We start from the raw sequence: 17524 nt of genomic DNA, 5'->3' as shown, positions 1-17524 counted from the left end.
GGCCGCCCCACGCGACACCGCACCCCGTCCCCGACAGCCTCCCCCTGAAACGGACAAAATCCCCAGGTGCGTCGCGAAAGACCGGTCCCCCGAAGTCCAGGGGGCCGGTCGTTTCGCCCTCGCACCCACACGAAAAAGCCGCGCTCCGATCCCTCGGAGCGCGGCTTATCGCTTGCGCGGCGGCAAGATGAGGGATCAGGTTGCGGGTTGCAAAACCGGGCGCGCCCTTGCGTAGTGGGGCCATGAATGTGCTGCCTGCTTATCGTGACGCCTGGACCAACCGTGGCTTCGTCATCCCTGTCGTTCTCGGCGTTCGGCTACTCAGTCTTGCGGTGATCGCACCGCTTCTGGGTCTTGCGGTACAGCTGGCGATCCTGGTTTCAGGGCAAAGCGCACTGACCGATCAGGACATTGCGTATTTCATCCTTTCACCGCTTGGGTTCCCGCTGTTTCTGGCGGTGGCCGGACTGGTGCTTGTGGGCACAGTGATCGGCTTTGCGGCGATCACGCTCGATCTGCGATCGCCGGATCGGCTGGGCGTGCGGGCGATCCCCCGGGCCTTGCGACAGGTGGTCGTGCTGTTCCCGCGCCTCATGCGCTACGCGGCGGAGCTGGTCCTGCGGGTTTTGCTGATCACCGGACCCTTTGCCCTTGTCGGTGTGCTGAGCACGCAGCACCTGCTTGGGGCCTATGACATCAACTTCTACCTCACCGAGCATCCGCCGGAATTCGTCAAGGCGGTCGCCATTGGCGTCGGGCTGGCGATCATCGCGGTGCCGCTCTTGCTGAGCCAGCTTCTCGCCTGGGCGCTGTCTTTGCATTTCGTGCTCTTTGGCGGGGCAACGGCCCATGCGAGTTTCGGACTGAGCCGCGCGGCCATGCGCGGTCGAAAGCTGGCGCTGTTGACCAATCTGGCGATCTGGTACGGGATCCGCACGGCACTGGTCCTGGCTGTCGGGGCGCTCTTTGTCGGGCTGTTGCAGCTGGGCGCGCAGATGCCGGGCGGGGCGTTCGAGCTGCGCCTGGCGCTGGCACTGGTGCTGACATCGCTGTGGGCGGTGGCCGGGTTTGTGGTGGCGGCGATCTCCATCGGGGCGCTCGCGCGGATCCTGGGGCGGAGCTACGAGGGCCCGATGACCACGCCGGAACCGCCAGCCCAGATCCCCGGTCTGCTCTCGCCCCGGCGGCTCGCTCTGGCCGCCGCAGCGCTGGTCGTGATCGGGCTCAGTTCAGCCTATGCGCTGATCGCGCAGGTTCAGAATGAAGGCCCGGTGGAGGTGATCGCCCATCGCGGGGCCGCGGGCGCGTTTCCCGAGAACACGCTCGCCTCGATCCGTGGGGCGCTGGAGGCCGGGGCGGACTGGGTGGAGATCGACGTGCAGGAGAGCGCGGATGGCACCGTGATCGTCATGCATGACAGCGATTTCATGAAGCTTTCGGCTGTGAACCTCAAGGTCTGGGACGCCACGGCAGAGGATCTAGCCGGGATCGATATCGGCTCGTGGTTCGATCCGAGTTTTGCCGATGCGCGCGTGCCGACCCTGGCCGAAGTTCTAGAGGTCGTGCGGGACCGCGCGCATCTGCTGATCGAGTTGAAGTATTATGGTCATGACGAGGCGCTGGAGGCCCGCACCGTCGATCTGGTCGAGGCTGCGGGCATGGCCGATCAGGTGGCGACCATGTCCCTGAAATACCCGGCGGTCACCAAGATGAAGGCCTTGCGCCCGGACTGGCCTTCAGGCGTGCTCGCGGCCACGGCGATCGGCAACCTCGCGCGGCTCGAAGGGGAGTTCGTCGCAGTGAACAGTGCGCTGGTGACGCCCCGGCTGCTGCGGCAGGCCCATGGCGCGGGCAAGCAGGTCTTCGCCTGGACCGTGAACGACCCGCTCGAGATGCTGTCCCTGATGTCGCTGGGCGTGGACGGGCTGATCACCGACGAGCCTGCTCTCGCCCGCGAGGTCATTGCCCAGCGTGACGAGCTGACACCCCATGAACGGATGGTTCTGGTGTTTCTCGAACGGTTTGGCCTGAGCCAATCGATCGAGACAGGGCGGGATAACAGCCCCTAGCCCAGCCCCGGTCGAGGCCGTTTGCGCGCTGCCCGGGGACTAAACCGCCGGATCGTGGCGGATCACGGTCAGCCCCTCATCCTCAGATGGCGGCTGAAAGAACTTGGTGACCTGATGGAACTGCGCTTCGGTCGCGGCAAAGGGATGGTCCCCACCTGCGTTGCGGGCCTTGAGCCGCGCAAGGCAGATCGCATCGGACGCCGTAAGCAGATGCAACCGGTGATCCGCCCCCGCCTCGCTCGAGAGCCCGCGCATCCAGGCTCGGGCATCGACGGTATTGGCCTGAAAATCCAGCACGACTGACAGCCCCGCGCGCAACAGCGCCACGATATGTGGCCCCATCGCCGCGCGCAGTCTGGTCGAGCAGCGCATGAAATCCCGGGGCGTCTCCATCTGGTCGGCAAAGAGGGTCGCGAGCCAGTCATCCTCGTTGATCCGGATGGTCTTGGGCGCGGAGGAGAGCTCCGCCGCGAGGGTGGATTTCCCCGCGGCGATCTTGCCGCAGAGCATGTGGAGCACGGGGGGCTGGTCGGACATCGGGCATTCCTTTCGCGGCACAGAACCCGGGGAGTATCCCGTCTGAGCCCGCATTTGGCCAGCCCGCGGGGGCTCAGGTCAGCCAGGCAAAGCTGCGCGCCGCGCAAGCCACCGGGTCGATCACTTCGATATCCAGCGCTCCGGTGACATCGGCTACCACATGGACCATGCCCGCGCAGCCGAGGATCAGGGCATCGATCCCGTCTTCGCTGGCCGCGGTGACGGCTTCGGCCATGATCGCGCGGCTGGCGGCCTCCGGGTCGCTTTCCAGGGCCAGCACGGGCACCTCGGAGGCCCGCACCCGGGCGAGATAGGCCCCCAATCCGAGCGCGGCGATGTTTCCTTCGAGCACGGGAACCGACACGCCCAGCGTGGTCACAACGCTGAACCGCCAGTGCCGGAGGGCGGCGAAATGATAGGCCGCCTGCCCGATCCCGATCACGGGACAGGCCGCACGCGCGGCTGCCGCGACCAGCCCCGTATCATCGAAACAACCGATGATGATCCCTTCGGCCCCGTCATCCGAGGCCTGGGCGACAAGTTCCAGCAAGGGGGGCGTGGCGCGCGTGCCATCGGCCTCGCCCTGGATCGCCGGAGGACCGTCGGTCGAGGTCCAGCCGTCAAAGACCAGATCCGGGGCGGCCTGCCGGGCGGTGCGGAGCATCGCCTCGGTCATGGATGTCGTGCTGTTGGGATTGATGATCTTGATCGCCATCACACCATGCCTTGACCCGCATCGGAGCCCTGGCGCGCGCGCCGGCGTCCGGTGAGCCAGACGATCAGCAGAAAGAGCACGATCACCAGCAGCGAGAAGACCGTGGTCAACGTCCCCAGCGCGAAAAGCACCGGCGTCGTGACATTGGTGGTCATCCCGAAGATCTCCAGCGGGAGGGTGTTGTGGCTGCCCGAGGTCAACAGGGTGCGGGCGAACTCGTCATAGCTCAGCGTGAAACCGAACAGTGCGACCCCGATTAGCGAGGGCGCGATGATCGGCAGGACCACGTGGCGGATCACCTGCCAGGGGGTGGCGCCCAGATCGCGGGCGGCCTCCTCGTAGCTGCGATCGAACCGGTTGAAGACGGCGAACATGATCAGCATCCCGAAGGGCAGCGTCCAGGTGAGCTGCGCCCCGAAGCCCGAGCTGGCCCAGTGGACCGGCAACCCCGATTGCGACCAGATCAGCCCGACCCCCAGCGACACGAGGATCGACGGGATCACCAGCGAGGTGATCAGCAGGTAGAACAGCACCGTCGAGCCCGCGAAGCGCTTGCGAAAGGCCAGCCCGCCCATGACCGAGACCACCACCGTGGTGACCATCACCATCAGCCCCAGCACCAGCGAGCGCGAGAAGGAGCCCCAGATATCGCCCACGGCCTGTTGTTCGAACAGATCCCGGAACCAGTGCAGCGAGGTGCCGCGCATGGGAAAGGTCAGCCCACCCCCGGGCCCCTGAAAGGACAGGATCCCGATGGTCAGCGTGGGGCCGTAGAGGAAGATCAGGAAAAGGACGAAAAAGACCGTCAGCACGTAGAAGGATTTGGGGCGCGGCTCCATCTCAGAGCTCCTTCCGGATGTCGACGAAGCGCAAGAGCGTCCCGATCAGCAAGAGCACCGTGACCAGCAAGATCACCGCCGTGGCCGAGGCCGAGGGGTATTGCAGCAACCCGATATCATTCTGGATCATCCGCCCGACATTCGCGGACTGACTGCCGGACATGAACCGCACGGTGATGAAATCGCCCATCACCAATGCGACGACGAAGATCGTGCCGATCATGATCCCGGGCTTGGTCAGCGGGATGATCACATACCACAGGGTCTGCCACCCCGAGGCACCCGCATCGGCGGCAGCCTCGATCAGGGACTTGTCGATCCGCATCATGGTGTTGAAGACCGGCACCACCATGAACAGCGTATAGAGATGGACGAAGGCGAGGATGACGCTGAAATCGCTGAAGAGCAGCCAGTCCAGCGGCTCGTCGATCACACCCCAGGAGACGAGCGTCGAGTTTGCGAGCCCGTTGCGCCCGAGAAACGGGATCCACGAGATCATCCGGATGATGTTCGAGGTCAGGAACGGGATCGTGCAGAGCAGGAAGAGCGCGATCTGCCAGGTCAGGCTGCGGATGTGAAAGGCGAGGTAATAGGCGACCGTGAACCCGATCAGCAGGGTAAAGACCCACGTGATCGCAGCGTATTTGAACGTGTTGATGAAGACCCGGTAGGTCACATCCGAGGAAAGCAGGAACTCGTAATTGTCGAACTGAAAAGCCGGATAGATCGACCACTCCGTCGCGCCCCAGAAGCTGACCACGATGATCATCACAATCGGCGCCACGAGGAAGACCGCGAGCACGAGCGTCAGGGGGGAGGCCAGCATCCAGCCTATGAGCGAGTTGTTCCGCACGGTGCCTCGGGTCCATTGGGTCGGTCGACAGGGATGCCGGAGGACCTGAGCCCTCCGGCGGGATCGCGGATCAGGCCGCGATGAACTCGTTCCACTTCCGGACCATGTACTGGTTCTCGTCCATGACGGCGTTCCAGCAGGCCACAGCGCCCATGCGGTCGTAGAAGGAGCCGCCATCGCGCACGGCGCCAGCTTTCTCCATCACCTGACCGAACGGGTTGGTGATATCGCCTGCGGCGGGCTTGCCCTCGAACCAGAAGCCCCACTCGTCTTCAGACATGAAGTTCTTGGAGGTTTCCGGCACCGCCGAGTAGTAGCCCTGGCGCATCAGGAAGCCGCCGACCCAGCCGGAGAGGTACCAGTTGATGTATTCATAGGCCGCGTCGAGCTCGATCCCCGAGAGCGACTTGGACAGGCCAATGCCGCCACCCCAGGACCGGTAGCCCTCTTCGAGCGGCTGGTAGACGCAGGGAATGCCCTGGGACCGCACCGCGGTGATCGCGGGCGACCACATGGACTGGATCACCACCTCGCCCGAGGCCATCAGGTTCACGCTCTCGTCGAAGGATTTCCAGAAGGCCCGGAACTGACCATTGCGCTTGGCCTCGGTGAAGATCCCGAGCGTCATGTCGATCTCTTCGCGGGTCATGTTGCCCTTGTCGGGATAGGTGTACTCGCCCATGGATTCCACGACCATGGCCATGTCCATGATGCCGATGGACGAGATGTCGAGGATCGAGGCCTTGCCCTTGAACTCGGGGTTGAGCAGCTCGGACCAGTTCTTGATCGGGCGGCCGATCAGGTCCGGGCGGATGCCCAGCGTGTCCGCGTTGTAGATCGTGGGGATCAGGGTCATCCAGCCGGATTCCTCGGCCACAAAGTCCTTGCCATTCGGGCCAGAGGTGAAGCCGACCGTGTGGGGTGCGGTGCCCTGGGCGATCACGCTGTCCGGCGTCAGTTTACCGGAGCGGAACGTGCCCACGATCTTGTCGTAATTGGCGATCTTCGAGGTATCCATCGCCTGCAGGTTGCCGGTCGGCCAAACCTTCTTGCAGATCCAGTATTCGATATCGGCGATGTCGAAGCTGTCGGGCTGGGTTGCGGCCCGCTGGGTCACGCTGTCGGAATCGAGCGCGGTCATCTCGAGCGTGAAGCCGAGGTCCTCCTTGACCTTGTCGGCCACTTCATTGAGGTTAGACACCCCGGTGCCAAACTGGCGCAGTGTCACATCCTTGATGGCCTGTCCCCATACCATTGGAGCCGGAAGCGCGGCGGCCGCCACCGCCGCGCCACCTGCTTTGAGCATGGACCGGCGCGAATAGCGGATCTTTGGAATCGTCGTCATGGCAGTTTCCCTGTGCTATGCGTTCGTTAACTGGCCAAGGCGTGCGCCGCCGCGGCCTCCCAGTCGAGACCGATGGCCTCTCCCAACTCCTTCGGATTCCCGAAGAATTCCTTGTCGGACAGCAAGGCGGTGACCTCCTGATCGCCGGGAATGGCGGCGGTCAGCGCCACATGCGTGCCCTGATATTCAATGTTGGTAATCGTGCCCGGCAGCCGCGCCCCCTCTGGCGCGCGCAGCTCCAGCGCATCGGCGCGGATGGCCAGCGTGCCCTCGGGCATGGCGACCACATTATGCGAGCCGAGGAACTTTGCCACGAAGGCGGTTTTGGGCGCATCAAATACGGCGCGGGTCTTGCCCGCCTGTTCGATCACCGCGTTGTTCATCACCACGATCTCATCGGCCAGCGCGAGCGCCTCGTCCTGACCATGGGTGACGTGGATGAAGGTGATCCCCAGTTCGCGCTGCAACCGTTTCAGCTCCCCGCGCATCCGGATCCGCAGAAATGGGTCCAACGCCGAGAGCGGCTCATCCAGCAAGAGCACCTGCGGCTCGGTGATCAGCGCACGGGCAAGGGCGGCACGCTGCTGCTGCCCGCCCGAGAGCTGCTCGGGCAGACGATCCGCCAGCGGGACCATATCCACCAGCTCCAGCATCTCCTTGGCCCGCTTGCGGTAGGTCGCGGCGTCCACCCCCTGCATCTTGAGGCTGAAACCGACATTCTCGAGCACGGAGAGATGCGGGAACAGCGCGTAGTTCTGAAACATCATCGCCGTGCCACGCTTGGCGGGCGGCAGGTGCGAGATGTCCCGCCCGGCGAGCAGCACCGCTCCGTCCGACACGCTCTCATGTCCGGCGATCATCCGCAGGGTCGAGGATTTGCCGCAACCCGACGGCCCCAGCAGACAGGCATAGGTGCCCGCATCGAAGTGATACGAAATCGCATCCACCGCCACGGTCTTGCCGTAGCGCTTGGTCAGGTTGAACAGCTCCAGATCCAGGTCTTGGCTCATGATATCCTCGCGGTGTCTCCACAAGGTTCACCAGCCGGGCGCGCAACCTCTAAGGAATTTCGCAGATCCGCCGCAGCGAGGCGCGCTTTTGACTGCATCAGGGCATGGCGTCGATTTATTGTTCAAAATCTAGGCAAGGATTGTATACGATTTTAACCCTCACTGTGTTCAATGTTGCGCGGGCGGCTGTCCCTCGCCAAGCTTGAGCCAGGAGAGTAACCATGCCCGCCATGTCCTCAGGCCAAGTATCATCCGTTGATGGAATCGTCGCACAGCTGACCGAAGCCGTGCACGAGCACCGGGTGAGGCCGGGCGCCAAGCTCAGCGAGGACGAGGTCGGCGAGATCTTCGGTGTGAGCCGCACGCTGGTGCGTCAGGCCTTGCGCGCGATGGAACATGGCGGGCTCGTCACGATCCAGCGCAATCGCGGGGCCTTTGTCGCCAAACCGTCGATCAAGGAGGCCCGCGAAGTGTTCGAGGCCCGCGCCCTGCTGGAGCCGCGCACCGCGCGCGCCGCCGCCGAGCGCGCCACCCCCGCCGACATCACCCAGCTCAACGACCATATCGACCGCGAGCATGCGGCCCTGGCCCGGGACGAGGCCGGGCTCGCGCTCAAGCTGTCGGGCGAGTTCCACTGCATCATCGCGCGTATGGCCGACCAAAAAACCATCGAAGGCTTCGTTCAGCAGCTCATCTCGCGCTCATCGCTGGTCATCGCGCTCTACTGGCAACGGCGCAACGCGCTGTGCGAAAGCAATGCCCATCATGCGCTGGTGCGGGCTCTGGCCAGCCATGATGGGGAAACGGCCGAAGAACTGATGGCCGGACATCTGCTCGACCTCGTGTCGCAACTCGATCTGCGCGCGCAACCGGATCGGACGGATTCTCTCAGGGATGCCTTGCTCAAATGACAGAATTTCGCACCGCCACCGAGGAAGACCTCGCCGAGATCCTGAGCTGGGCCGCCGAGGAGGGGTGGAACCCCGGGCTTGAGGACGCCGCGGCGTTTTATCAGGCGGATCCGGAGGGGTTCTTCATCGCGCGCCACGAGGGCCATCCGGTCGCGGCGATTTCGGTCGTGAACCACAGTCCGGACTATACGTTTCTGGGCCTCTACATCGTCCGCCCGACCCATCGTGGGAAAGGGATCGGTCTGGCGCTCTGGACCCATGCATTGGCCTATGCGGGCGATCGCACGGTGGGGCTGGACGGCGTCGAGGACCAGCAGGCGAACTACGCCGCTTCGGGTTTTGTCCATGCGAGCGGCACCAGCCGGTATTCCGGGACACTGCCCGCCCGGGCAAGCGCGGCGATCCGCCCGGCAAGCTCTGGGGATCTGCCATCGCTCATCGCGCGGGAAGGCGCGGCCTCGGGCGTGGCCAAACCGGCCTATCTGCGCGCCTGGTTCCTGCCTGCGGAAACCCGCCAGACCTTCGTCTTTGAAAAAGGCGAGCAGATTGCGGGGCTTTGTACCGTGCGCCGCTGCGGCGAGGGGGCCAAGATCGGTCCGCTGCAGGCCGACAGCCCAGAGATCGCCGAGGCGCTCCTGACCCATGCGTCGAACTGGGCCGGTTGCGCGCTGATCATCGATGTACCGCAAAGTGCGACCGCCCTGACGGCGATCTGCGAAGGTCATGGCATGACGCCGAGCTTTCGCACCGCCCGCATGTATCGCGGCGCGTTTGCCAGCCCGGAAGCTCCGCTTTTTGCGGTGACGAGCCTGGAGCTCGGCTAGGGGTCCCCCGCGCTCCGCGATGCGTCACCCGGACCGCTTTGGCTTGACGCAGGGACCAAAAACCAACTTTGATCGCTTCGCAGGCATTTTTTCCGGCATATTCGGGGCTGTGCTGGTAAATTATACTTGATTGGACTCAGAAGAGTCCCTTCACATGAGACAAGGTCTCATACTGCGATAGGCTCCGCGACATGCATTTCGGCCGTCTGGTCACTCTGCTCGAAGTTATTGCCGTCGCCGGGCGCCCGGTGTCGGTGACCGAGCTGCAGCGCGCGACCGGATTGCCCAAGCCCACCTGCTATCGCCTGATCCAGTCCCTGCTCGAACAGCATATGATCGAGGATCCCGCCGGCGACGGGCGCTACATTATCGGGGAGCGGATGATCCGCATCGCGCTTTTGGGCAAGTCCGACGTGGATGTCCGGCGATGCTCTGCGCCGCTGATGCGCTCGGCGGCCGATAGCTACAACGAAACGGTGTTTCTCGCGCGCTTTCGCGACCGCAGGGTCGAGATCATCCACGTGGAGACGCCCCATGATCCGGCGCGGGCGTTCATCCACCCGGGCCTCGGGGTGCGGCCCATGCATGCCTGCTCCTGCTCCAAGGCGATTGCCGCCTTTGCCGAACCCGAGTTTCAGGAGGACATCCTGTCCAACAGCCTGCGGGAATATACCGAGCACACCAAGACCACCAAGGAGGCCCTGCGCCAGGAATTCGCGCTCATCGCCGAGCGCGGTTTTGCCGATTGCGATCAGGAAATCGACATCGGCATCGCCAGCGTCGCCGCCCCGGTTTCGATCGGCACGGTGGGCGCAACCTTCAGCATTGGCGCCGTTGGCCCGGTCCGCCGTTTTGGCACCGCGGCCAGGATGGAGATCGGCGCCAAGCTGAAGGACCTGTCAGAGAAAATCAGCGGGGCGATCCAGCTCTGCAATGTCGCGGAGGTTTGACCCAGACGACCCAGAAATGAGGGGCCCAGCCCCCAACCCAAGATCCGGACGACCGGACAGCATTGATGATCAGGGAGGACAATCAATGAACCTAAGACCAGACCCGACCTTTCACGCCTCGCCCAAGCTGGCGATGCAGGCCCCGGTCGAGAATTACGCATTTACCGTCATGCTCAGCCCCGATGGCTCGCAATCGGACGGGATCGCGGTGATCGACCTGAAACCCGAATCCGAAACCTATGGCCAGATCGTGCATCAGGTGATCGTGCCCAATACCGGCGACGAGTTTCACCATTTCGGCTGGAATGCGTGTTCTTCAGCGCTCTCGCCGCTGACGGGCCATGCCTTTCTCGAACGGCGCTATCTGATCGTGCCGGGGATCCGGTCGTCGCGGATCTATGTCATCGATGTCAAAGAACCGCTGAAGGCCAAGATCCACAAGACGATCGAGCCCGAGGAGCTCTTTGCCAAGACCGGCTATTCCCGCCCGCACACGATCCATTGCGGCCCCGAGGGCATCTATGTCTCTTGCCTCGGCGGTGGCGGCGAGGATGGTACGGACGGCCCTCCGGGGATCTTCATCATGGATTGCGAGACCTTCGAGATCATCGGCCAGTACGAGATGGACCGGGGCAAGCAGGACAAGCATTACGACTTCTGGTGGAACCTGCCTCAGGACTACATGGTCAGCTCGGAATGGGGCCTGCCGCCGCAATTCGAGAACGGGGTCGTGCCCGAGGACCTTCTCAGCAACAAATACGGCCATTCGATCCACTTCTGGGATCTGCGCGCGCGCAAGAACATTCAGACCATGGATTTCGGCGAGAACTACCAGATGGCGCTCGAGATCCGTCCGGCCCATGACCCGACCAAATCCTACGGGTTCTGCGGCGTGGTGGTCGACACCACGAACCTGCAGGGCGCGATCTTCACCTGGTGGCGGGATGACGATGGGGTCTGGCAGTCCAAGAAGACGATCACCATCGACCCGCGCCCCGAGGATCCCGAGAACCTGCCGCCGCTCCTCCAGGGGTTTGGGGCTGTGCCGCCGCTGGTGACGGATATCGATCTGAGCCTCGACGACAAGTATCTCTACGTGGCCTGCTGGGGACTGGGCGAGATGCATCAATACGACGTCTCGGACCCGATGAACCCGGTTCTGGCCGGCAAGGTCGAGCTCGGCGGGATCGCCCGGGGCACCAAGCATCCCAACGGCAAGGATTTTGCCTATGGGCCGCAAATGGTCGAGATCAGCCGGGACGGCAAGCGGGTCTACTGGACCAACTCGCTCTATTCCACTTGGGATGACCAGTTCTATCCGAATGACGAAGGCGGACAGATGGTCATGGCCGATGTGGGCGAGAACGGGGGCCTGACGCTGAACACGGACTTCTATATCGATTTCCCCGAGGGCCTGCGGTCGCACCAGATCCGGCTCGAAGGGGGCGATTGCTCGACCGACAGCTTCTGCTACCCATCCGTCTGAGGCATGGACGACATCACCTCTGTGACAGCCCTTTGGTGGGCTGTCATTTTTTCTGGCTTCTATCACGGGATCAATCCCGGGATGGGCTGGCCCCTCGCGGTCTCGGCCGCCCTGATGGAGCGCAAGCACAGCGCTCTGCCCAAGGCGCTGGCCATGCTGGCGGCGGGGCATTTCCTCGCCATGATCGGGATCCTGCTGCCGTTTTCGGTGATGATCTTCCTCGTGGAATGGGAGGCGCAGATCCGCATCGTCGCCGGACTGCTGGTGATCGCCATGGGGGTCTATCTGCTGATCAACCGACGCCACCCGAAGTTTCTCGCCCGGGTCCATCCGGCGCGGCTGGCCCTTTGGTCCTTTCTTGCGGCCATGGCCCATGGCGCGGGGCTGATGCTGGTGCCGATCTATCTCGGGATCTGTGCCATCGGCGCGGATGAGACCGGGCACCTGGCCGCGCAGAGCCTGATGAGCAACAACATCACAACGGCGTTTCTCGTGGCGCTGGCCCATACGTTTTCCATGACCTTCGCGGGCGGCGTGGTCGCGGTGGGGATCTACCTGTGGCTTGGGTTGAAATTCCTGTCCAAGACTTGGTTCAACCTCGATCTGGTCTGGGCGCTCAGCCTGATTGCCGTGGGAATCTTTGGACTGCTTTCGGCCCTGACCGGCCACTGATCGCCAGCTTACAGAATTGTAAACTTGGCCCAAGGGCGACGTAACCCGGGCCTCCCATCTCCTGTGTATCGGAAGGCACACCGCCTTCGCCCCCACAAGGAGAGACACATGACCCCGAAGACCATCACCGCAAGTGCCCTGATCGGATTGCTCGGCGCCGCAAGCCTGATGACAACGGTCTCCGCCCATTCTTTGGCCGAGCAGGTCTCGCTCACCGAAGAGCAGGCCGTGACCATCGCCCTGGCAGAGGTGCCCGGCACTTTCGAAGAGGCCGAACTGGAGCGGGATGACGGCCAGCTGATCTACGAGATCGAGATCCTCGGGGCCGATGGCATCGAGCTGGAGGTCGAGATTTCTGCGGAAACCGGCGAGATCCTCGAGATCGAGCGAGAGGGATGACGCCCCGGGCGCAGGCCCCCGGGTTCAGGGGCCGCAAGCCGGCCGAGCCTTCCCCTTGGGCCAGATCCGGCTTAAGGATTTGTATGCGCATACTCCTTCTCGAAGATGATACACAGCTGGGCCCCTGGATCGCCGGTGGCCTGCGTGAAGAAGGCCATACGGTGGATCACTTCTCGGATGGCAAGGACGCCCTGATGGCAGCCATGGGGACGGAATACGAGCTCCTCATCCTCGACCGGATGGTGCCGGGGCTCGACGGGTTGGCGGTGCTGAAATCCCTGCGCGCCTCCAAGGACAGCACGCCGGCGCTGTTCCTGACGGCGCTGGCCGAGGTGGATGCAAGGGTCGAGGGATTCGAGGCCGGTGGCGATGACTACCTCACCAAGCCCTTCGCCTTTGCCGAGCTTTCGGCGCGGGTCAACGCGCTGGGTCGCCGCCGGGATGGGGGCGAGGCCGGAGCCGCGGCCCAAACCGTGCTGCGCTTCGGCGATCTCAGTCTCGATTTGCTGGCACGGCGCTGCGAGCGGCAGGGGCAGGTGATCGAGCTCATGGCCAAGGAATTCAAGCTGCTGGAGTATTTCATGCGGCGGCCCGGACGGCTGGTCACGCGCACCATGCTTCTGGAACAGGTCTGGGACATGAGCTTTGACCCGACCACGAGCGTGGTCGAGACGCATATCAGCCGCCTGCGTGCCAAGATCGACAAACCCTTCGACGCCCCGCTTCTGCGGACCCGGCGCGGGGAGGGCTATGTCTTTGGTCGCTAGCCTCACGGCGCGACTGCGCTGGCTGCGGCGGTCCTCGACCCTGCGGCTGACCCTGCTGTTGTCGGGGATCTTTACGCTCGGGATGGTGGTGGCCATCCTCATCGCGCTCAGCATCGGGCGCGATGCACTATTGCGCCGGGTCGACGACTCCCTGAGCGGACTGGCCGCGGCGATGGAAATCGACGATGTGCCGAGCGAGTCCTTCGCCGTAATCGTGCGCCCGCTGGACGCCCTTGGGGACCTGCCCCCGGCCTTTGAACGCGTCGCCGCGCGGGGCGGTGGCACCGTCAGCCTGCGCGATGACTTCCGCCGCTCGGAAGACTGGCGCGTCATGGTCGCACCAGACAGCAAAGGCACGCCAATCCTCCTCGCGCTGCCGCTCGACGACAGCGACGAGGCGTTGGAGCTTTTGGGCGGGGTGCTCTGGACCACCGCCCTGCTGGTGCTTGGACTGAACCTCGCGCTGGGGCTTGGGATCGGGCTGGTCGCCCAGCGCCGGATGATCCGGATCACCGACACGCTCGACCGGCTGGCAGCCGGGGATTTGCAGGCCCGCACAGGCAACACGAGAGCCATCGACGATCTGGACGACATCGCGCGGCAACTGGATATGGCCGCGGCCGAACTGGAACGGCTGGTGGCCCAGACCCGCAATCTGAGCGCGAGCCTCGCCCATGACCTGCGCACGCCTCTGGCGCGGCTGCGCGCCCGGCTCGAGGCCCTCCCCGACGGGCCCGAGCGCGGGGCGGCCCTAGAAGAAGCATCCCGTCTGGCCGGGATCTTTGACACGATCATGCGTGTGGCGCGGATCGAGGCCGGGCAGGGCCGCGAGGGGTTTGAGCCTGTGGATCTCGGCGCGCTGGCCGAGGAGCTGTCCGAGATCTTTGGCCCTGTGATCGAAGAGGAGGGCAAGCGGCCCCTGCGCACCATCGAGGCAACCGCCACGGTGACCGCAGACCGGCAGATGCTGATCCAGGCCATGGCGAACCTGATCCAGAACGCGCTGGTCTATGGCGGCGACGAGATCACGCTCTTTGTCCGTGGCACTGAGATCGGCGTTGCCGATAACGGCGCGGGCGTCGACCCGGCGCGCTACGGCGACATCATCAAACCCATGGTGCGTCTCGACGCAGCCCGGCAAAGCGATGGCAGCGGACTGGGCTTGGCCTTGGTGCGCGCGGTCGCGGATCGACACGGCGCCAAGCTGGTTCTGTCCGAGAACACGCCCACAGGCCTGCGCGTGAGCCTGAAGTTTGCAGAATTGTAAACTCGCAGTCAGAGCCCCGTAACAGCGGACCTCCATATCAGTTTCATCGCAACACAAGAGATGACACTGGAGACCCTGACGTGACCGACTTCTTCAACAAGATGACCTCTATCCTCGCTGGCGCCGTTGTTCTGCTGGTCGGGGGCGCGTTGGCCGGGCTGGGCCTCGGCGTTCTGGCGCTGCTCGCCATGGGCGGGATGATCGCACTGGGCCTTGGCCTGCTGGCCGCGCCGTTTGTGACCAAACTGGCCGAAGAGGAGATCGCCAAGGCAGACGCCGCCCAGACGATCTGACCTTACCCCCTGCCCCACCCCAAGCGAGAACGATGAGATGCCCCAGACCGCGACGCCCCATGGATTTGTGACCAAGACCCTGCACTGGGTCTCGGCGGCCCTTCTCGGGTTCGGCTATGTCAAAGGGCTCGACTCGGTGACGCAACTCGCGGATCCGGCGCTCTTTCGCTTCGAGATTGGGTTTGCCCTGAGCCTCGGCGCTGTGTTCCTGTTGCGTTTGCTCTGGACGAAAGCCGTGGCGGGTGCGAGCCGCCTGCCCGAGGCCGCCCCGGGATGGGAGCATGCGGCGTCACGCGTCGTGCATGGCGGGCTCTATACAAGCGTGTTCCTGATCGTGCTGTCCGGGCTGGGGACTGCCCTCGCCTATGCGACCCCGACCCTGGGCGGGTTGTTTCTGGGCACGATGCTGGGTCTGCATGAACTGGCCCTCGCGGCGCTGCCGCTCTTCCTGCTGGTCCATGTGGCCGGCGCGCTCTGGCACAAGCTGATCCGCCGCGATGGCGTGCTCGAGAGCATGACCGGCCCCCTTCCGGTCTGACTGGATCAGGCCACGAGGCCGCGCACGAACATCTCCAGAGCTTCACGGCGCAGGGCGTCGTGCCGCTCGGATGGGATGCTGAACAGCCCCTTATGCAGGATCATCCCGTCGATGAGACTGGCAAAGACCCGGCCCAGTTTCTGGGCATCCGCATCGCCCCGGATCTGGCCAATGGCCTGCAGATGACGAATATGGCCGGCATAGTGGTCGCCCAGCTGCTCAAAGAAATCCGCGACCCTGGCGCTGAACGCGTCTGACGCGAAACTCGGCCCGAACACTTCGAAGAACACTCGGACAAAGCGCGCATGCTCGTCGGGGATGTTCATGGTCTCCGACAGGTTCGCGGCAAAGACGTCGAGGCTGTCGGGCATCTGCTCTTGAAAGAACCGCCCCTCCATCCCTTTGAAATGCCGGTCGACCATGGCCAGCGCGATGGCCTCCTTGTTCTTGAAGTAGAGGTAGAGCGTCCCCTTGCCGAGCCCGGCCTCCTTGGCCACATCGGCAATGGTCGCGGCGTGGTAGCCGCGCTTGGCGTAGACTTTCATGGCGGCGTCGAGAATGCCGTGCTGCATCTCTTCCCGGTCGACAATCTTGGGCATCATATCCTGCGTTTTGCTAAGGTGAGGCGAGAGTCCCATAATTATGACTGGACGTCCAGTCATAAAAGACGTACATGACCGACCATCCAGTCATAAACGATTCGGAGAATATCATGGAGACAGTGACAGAACGACAGACCAAGCCTGCCCTTTTGCGCGGGTGGCGCAGAACCTGCCCACGTTGCGGGAGGGGACGGCTCTTTGAGCGACGGCTTAGCGTGGCACATAACTGCGAGGCTTCCGGCCTCGACCTGAGTGTCCAGCGCGCTGATGACGGGCCCGCTTACCTGACCATCGTGATTGTCGGGCATATCGTGGTGCCCCTGATGGTGCCGCTCTACCGTCTTTGGGATCTGCACCCGGGCGTGATGGCGACAGGGCTTTCGGTCCTGGCGGTTGCGCTGTCTCTCTACCTGCTTCCGCGGATCAAGGGCGCGATGATCGGCCTGCAATGGGCCAGACACTTGCACGGCTTCTAGACCCGATTTGTCCCGACTTTTTGACCGAACGTCCAGTCATGAAAAGATTGAGCATGTCAATTTCACCCCAAGCTTCCCTCCCCTCGGTTCGGTGGGAGTATCACGGCGCGACCGGCCCGCTGGTGGGCCGCGGCGCACCCCAAGCGGTACGCCTGCTCGGCTATGGCGGTGCGGCGCGGGTGACAGTGCTGATCCTTTGGCTGTCCATCCGCGGCGGGGCTGCGGCCCAAATGCCGAACCCGTGCACAAGGGTCTACCACAAGCCCGCAAGACCCTGTGAGGGCATGATGCTGCGCGTCGTGAGATCCGGACCGCCTTCCACCACGCTGCACATTCACCCGATCCGCGCCGCAGCGTTGCTCGGCGGATCCGCAGTCAACGGGCTGGTCTGGTCCATGCCCCTGCAGCTCGCGGTCTGGCTGACCCTCACCACCCCGCTTCACCGGCACCGGGCCCTCGCCACCCTTTTAACCGTGCTCGCCGTCGTCGCGGCATCTGACCTCCTGCCGCTCAGCACCGGGCTCGAATGGTTCACCCCCTGCCGCCTCGGGAAGAGGGTTGTGGGCCATGCGCTGCGCGAAGAACCCTCTGCGCTGTCGCGCGCGTGTGACCCCTTTCAAGAGAAAGCCAACCCCATGGAAACCCTCAAGACTTTGACCCTCACCGCCCTGATCGTCCAGACCTCCGGCTGCACCGATGCCGGAGCCCGCTACACGCCGCTCGTGGAGGGGACGCGCAACGCGCACTTCCCCGGCGATCTGGGCATGTGTCAGAACCTCGCCCGCGCGCAGTCCTTGCGCGATCGTCAAATCGGCAGCCTCTTCGGCACCGTGGAGGACGACGCCCGCATCGGCGAGGAGCGGATCAACAACACGCTCGAAAATGACGCCGCCGCGCCCGGCGACGGAAAGCAAATCGTCATCGCCTGCATGCGCGCCCGCGGGCACGCGGTCATCGGCTGACCCCAAACG

Annotated in this window: 20 protein-coding genes; 13 read left to right on the top strand and 7 right to left on the bottom strand. The window is 64.1% G+C overall.

The window, feature by feature from the left end; translation table 11 throughout:
- Positions 1 to 242 precede the first annotated feature (242 nt).
- A complete protein-coding gene (locus ACP15I_RS10475; RefSeq protein ID WP_424975028.1) occupies positions 243 to 2069 on the top strand; it encodes a glycerophosphodiester phosphodiesterase family protein in 1827 nt (608 codons plus the stop codon).
- Positions 2070 to 2108: 39 nt separating this feature from the next.
- Here the strand turns inward: ACP15I_RS10475 and ACP15I_RS10470 are convergent, their stop codons facing one another.
- The 6 genes from ACP15I_RS10470 to ACP15I_RS10445 all read right to left on the bottom strand — a co-directional run bounded on the left by ACP15I_RS10470 (position 2109) and on the right by ACP15I_RS10445 (position 7368).
- Positions 2109 to 2606 carry an AAA family ATPase gene (locus ACP15I_RS10470; RefSeq protein WP_424975027.1) on the bottom strand — a complete coding sequence of 166 codons (498 nt, stop codon included), beginning with the start codon at positions 2604 to 2606 and terminating at the stop codon, positions 2109 to 2111.
- A 73-nt stretch (positions 2607 to 2679) separates the two neighbouring features.
- Positions 2680 to 3321, bottom strand: a complete 642-nt coding sequence (locus ACP15I_RS10465; RefSeq protein WP_424975026.1) for an aspartate/glutamate racemase family protein — start codon at positions 3319 to 3321, stop codon at positions 2680 to 2682.
- Positions 3321 to 4160 carry an ABC transporter permease gene (locus ACP15I_RS10460; RefSeq protein WP_424975024.1) on the bottom strand — a complete coding sequence of 280 codons (840 nt, stop codon included), beginning with the start codon at positions 4158 to 4160 and terminating at the stop codon, positions 3321 to 3323. Before ACP15I_RS10460 ends, ACP15I_RS10465 begins: the two co-directional genes overlap by 1 nt.
- Before the next feature lies 1 nt (position 4161).
- Positions 4162 to 4986, bottom strand: coding sequence for an ABC transporter permease (locus tag ACP15I_RS10455; protein WP_424966556.1), 825 nt, complete (start codon positions 4984 to 4986; stop codon positions 4162 to 4164).
- A gap of 97 nt (positions 4987 to 5083) precedes the next feature.
- Positions 5084 to 6349: an ABC transporter substrate-binding protein gene (locus ACP15I_RS10450; RefSeq protein ID WP_424966578.1), complete on the bottom strand. Its 1266-nt coding sequence runs from the start codon at positions 6347 to 6349 to the stop codon at positions 5084 to 5086.
- 35 nt (positions 6350 to 6384) lie between these two features.
- Entirely contained in the window at positions 6385 to 7368 is a 984-nt protein-coding gene (locus ACP15I_RS10445) for an ABC transporter ATP-binding protein (RefSeq protein WP_424975023.1), read from the bottom strand.
- Positions 7369 to 7589: 221 nt separating this feature from the next.
- On the opposite strand from ACP15I_RS10445, the gene ACP15I_RS10440 reads away from it, so the two are divergent.
- From ACP15I_RS10440 to ACP15I_RS10395, 10 genes are all read left to right on the top strand, one after another.
- Positions 7590 to 8279 (top strand): GntR family transcriptional regulator, encoded by a 690-nt coding sequence (locus tag ACP15I_RS10440; RefSeq protein ID WP_424975021.1) that lies wholly within the window; start codon positions 7590 to 7592, stop codon positions 8277 to 8279.
- A complete protein-coding gene (locus tag ACP15I_RS10435; protein ID WP_424975020.1) occupies positions 8276 to 9103 on the top strand; it encodes a GNAT family N-acetyltransferase in 828 nt (275 codons plus the stop codon). The genes ACP15I_RS10440 and ACP15I_RS10435 overlap by 4 nt, the downstream gene beginning before the upstream one ends.
- Positions 9104 to 9294: 191 nt before the next feature.
- Positions 9295 to 10053, top strand: coding sequence for an IclR family transcriptional regulator (locus tag ACP15I_RS10430; RefSeq protein ID WP_424975019.1), 759 nt, complete (start codon positions 9295 to 9297; stop codon positions 10051 to 10053).
- 85 nt (positions 10054 to 10138) lie between these two features.
- Positions 10139 to 11539, top strand: coding sequence for a selenium-binding protein SBP56-related protein (locus ACP15I_RS10425; RefSeq protein ID WP_424975018.1), 1401 nt, complete (start codon positions 10139 to 10141; stop codon positions 11537 to 11539).
- Positions 11540 to 11542: 3 nt separating this feature from the next.
- Complete coding sequence (locus tag ACP15I_RS10420) at positions 11543 to 12211, top strand: hypothetical protein (protein ID WP_424966549.1); 669 nt, start codon at positions 11543 to 11545, stop codon at positions 12209 to 12211.
- A 108-nt stretch (positions 12212 to 12319) separates the two neighbouring features.
- Positions 12320 to 12610 carry a PepSY domain-containing protein gene (locus ACP15I_RS10415; protein WP_424975017.1) on the top strand — a complete coding sequence of 97 codons (291 nt, stop codon included), beginning with the start codon at positions 12320 to 12322 and terminating at the stop codon, positions 12608 to 12610.
- Positions 12611 to 12693: 83 nt separating this feature from the next.
- Positions 12694 to 13377 (top strand): winged helix-turn-helix domain-containing protein, encoded by a 684-nt coding sequence (locus tag ACP15I_RS10410; protein ID WP_424975016.1) that lies wholly within the window; start codon positions 12694 to 12696, stop codon positions 13375 to 13377.
- Positions 13361 to 14644, top strand: a complete 1284-nt coding sequence (locus ACP15I_RS10405) for an ATP-binding protein (protein ID WP_424975015.1) — start codon at positions 13361 to 13363, stop codon at positions 14642 to 14644. The genes ACP15I_RS10410 and ACP15I_RS10405 overlap by 17 nt, the downstream gene beginning before the upstream one ends.
- An 80-nt stretch (positions 14645 to 14724) precedes the next feature.
- On the top strand, positions 14725 to 14937 hold the full coding sequence (locus ACP15I_RS10400) for a hypothetical protein (RefSeq protein WP_424975014.1): 213 nt from the start codon (positions 14725 to 14727) through the stop codon (positions 14935 to 14937).
- Between the two features lie 37 nt (positions 14938 to 14974).
- Positions 14975 to 15475 (top strand): cytochrome b, encoded by a 501-nt coding sequence (locus ACP15I_RS10395; protein ID WP_424975012.1) that lies wholly within the window; start codon positions 14975 to 14977, stop codon positions 15473 to 15475.
- A gap of 5 nt (positions 15476 to 15480) precedes the next feature.
- Here the strand turns inward: ACP15I_RS10395 and ACP15I_RS10390 are convergent, their stop codons facing one another.
- The gene (locus ACP15I_RS10390) at positions 15481 to 16077 is read right to left on the bottom strand and encodes a TetR/AcrR family transcriptional regulator (protein WP_424975010.1); all 597 of its coding nucleotides are present in this window, start codon (positions 16075 to 16077) and stop codon (positions 15481 to 15483) included.
- 71 nt (positions 16078 to 16148) lie between these two features.
- On the opposite strand from ACP15I_RS10390, the gene ACP15I_RS10385 reads away from it, so the two are divergent.
- Together ACP15I_RS10385 and ACP15I_RS10380 are read left to right on the top strand one after the other, a co-directional pair.
- Positions 16149 to 16553 carry a DUF983 domain-containing protein gene (locus ACP15I_RS10385; RefSeq protein WP_424975009.1) on the top strand — a complete coding sequence of 135 codons (405 nt, stop codon included), beginning with the start codon at positions 16149 to 16151 and terminating at the stop codon, positions 16551 to 16553.
- Between the two features lie 38 nt (positions 16554 to 16591).
- Positions 16592 to 17515: a hypothetical protein gene (locus ACP15I_RS10380; protein ID WP_424975008.1), complete on the top strand. Its 924-nt coding sequence runs from the start codon at positions 16592 to 16594 to the stop codon at positions 17513 to 17515.
- The last annotated feature ends 9 nt before the right edge of the window (positions 17516 to 17524 follow it).

Source organism: Dinoroseobacter sp. S124A, assembly GCF_049801015.1.
In the GTDB taxonomy this organism is placed as follows: Bacteria; Pseudomonadota; Alphaproteobacteria; order Rhodobacterales; family Rhodobacteraceae; genus Dinoroseobacter.
This window is presented reverse-complemented; position numbering and strand designations above follow the sequence as displayed.

Bases quoted from the DNA above. Each gene is read 5' to 3' on its own strand.
- ACP15I_RS10475 (WP_424975028.1), top strand. From the start codon at position 243: ATGAATGTGCTGCCTGCTTATCGTGACGCCTGGACCAACCGTGGCTTC.
- ACP15I_RS10470 (WP_424975027.1), bottom strand. From the start codon at position 2,606: ATGTCCGACCAGCCCCCCGTGCTCCACATGCTCTGCGGCAAGATCGCC.
- ACP15I_RS10465 (WP_424975026.1), bottom strand. From the start codon at position 3,321: ATGGCGATCAAGATCATCAATCCCAACAGCACGACATCCATGACCGAG.
- ACP15I_RS10460 (WP_424975024.1), bottom strand. From the start codon at position 4,160: ATGGAGCCGCGCCCCAAATCCTTCTACGTGCTGACGGTCTTTTTCGTC.
- ACP15I_RS10455 (WP_424966556.1), bottom strand. From the start codon at position 4,986: ATGCTGGCCTCCCCCCTGACGCTCGTGCTCGCGGTCTTCCTCGTGGCG.
- ACP15I_RS10445 (WP_424975023.1), bottom strand. From the start codon at position 7,368: ATGAGCCAAGACCTGGATCTGGAGCTGTTCAACCTGACCAAGCGCTAC.
- ACP15I_RS10440 (WP_424975021.1), top strand. From the start codon at position 7,590: ATGCCCGCCATGTCCTCAGGCCAAGTATCATCCGTTGATGGAATCGTC.
- ACP15I_RS10435 (WP_424975020.1), top strand. From the start codon at position 8,276: ATGACAGAATTTCGCACCGCCACCGAGGAAGACCTCGCCGAGATCCTG.
- ACP15I_RS10430 (WP_424975019.1), top strand. From the start codon at position 9,295: ATGCATTTCGGCCGTCTGGTCACTCTGCTCGAAGTTATTGCCGTCGCC.
- ACP15I_RS10425 (WP_424975018.1), top strand. From the start codon at position 10,139: ATGAACCTAAGACCAGACCCGACCTTTCACGCCTCGCCCAAGCTGGCG.
- ACP15I_RS10420 (WP_424966549.1), top strand. From the start codon at position 11,543: ATGGACGACATCACCTCTGTGACAGCCCTTTGGTGGGCTGTCATTTTT.
- ACP15I_RS10415 (WP_424975017.1), top strand. From the start codon at position 12,320: ATGACCCCGAAGACCATCACCGCAAGTGCCCTGATCGGATTGCTCGGC.
- ACP15I_RS10410 (WP_424975016.1), top strand. From the start codon at position 12,694: ATGCGCATACTCCTTCTCGAAGATGATACACAGCTGGGCCCCTGGATC.
- ACP15I_RS10405 (WP_424975015.1), top strand. From the start codon at position 13,361: ATGTCTTTGGTCGCTAGCCTCACGGCGCGACTGCGCTGGCTGCGGCGG.
- ACP15I_RS10395 (WP_424975012.1), top strand. From the start codon at position 14,975: ATGCCCCAGACCGCGACGCCCCATGGATTTGTGACCAAGACCCTGCAC.
- ACP15I_RS10390 (WP_424975010.1), bottom strand. From the start codon at position 16,077: ATGATGCCCAAGATTGTCGACCGGGAAGAGATGCAGCACGGCATTCTC.
- ACP15I_RS10385 (WP_424975009.1), top strand. From the start codon at position 16,149: ATGACCGACCATCCAGTCATAAACGATTCGGAGAATATCATGGAGACA.
- ACP15I_RS10380 (WP_424975008.1), top strand. From the start codon at position 16,592: ATGAAAAGATTGAGCATGTCAATTTCACCCCAAGCTTCCCTCCCCTCG.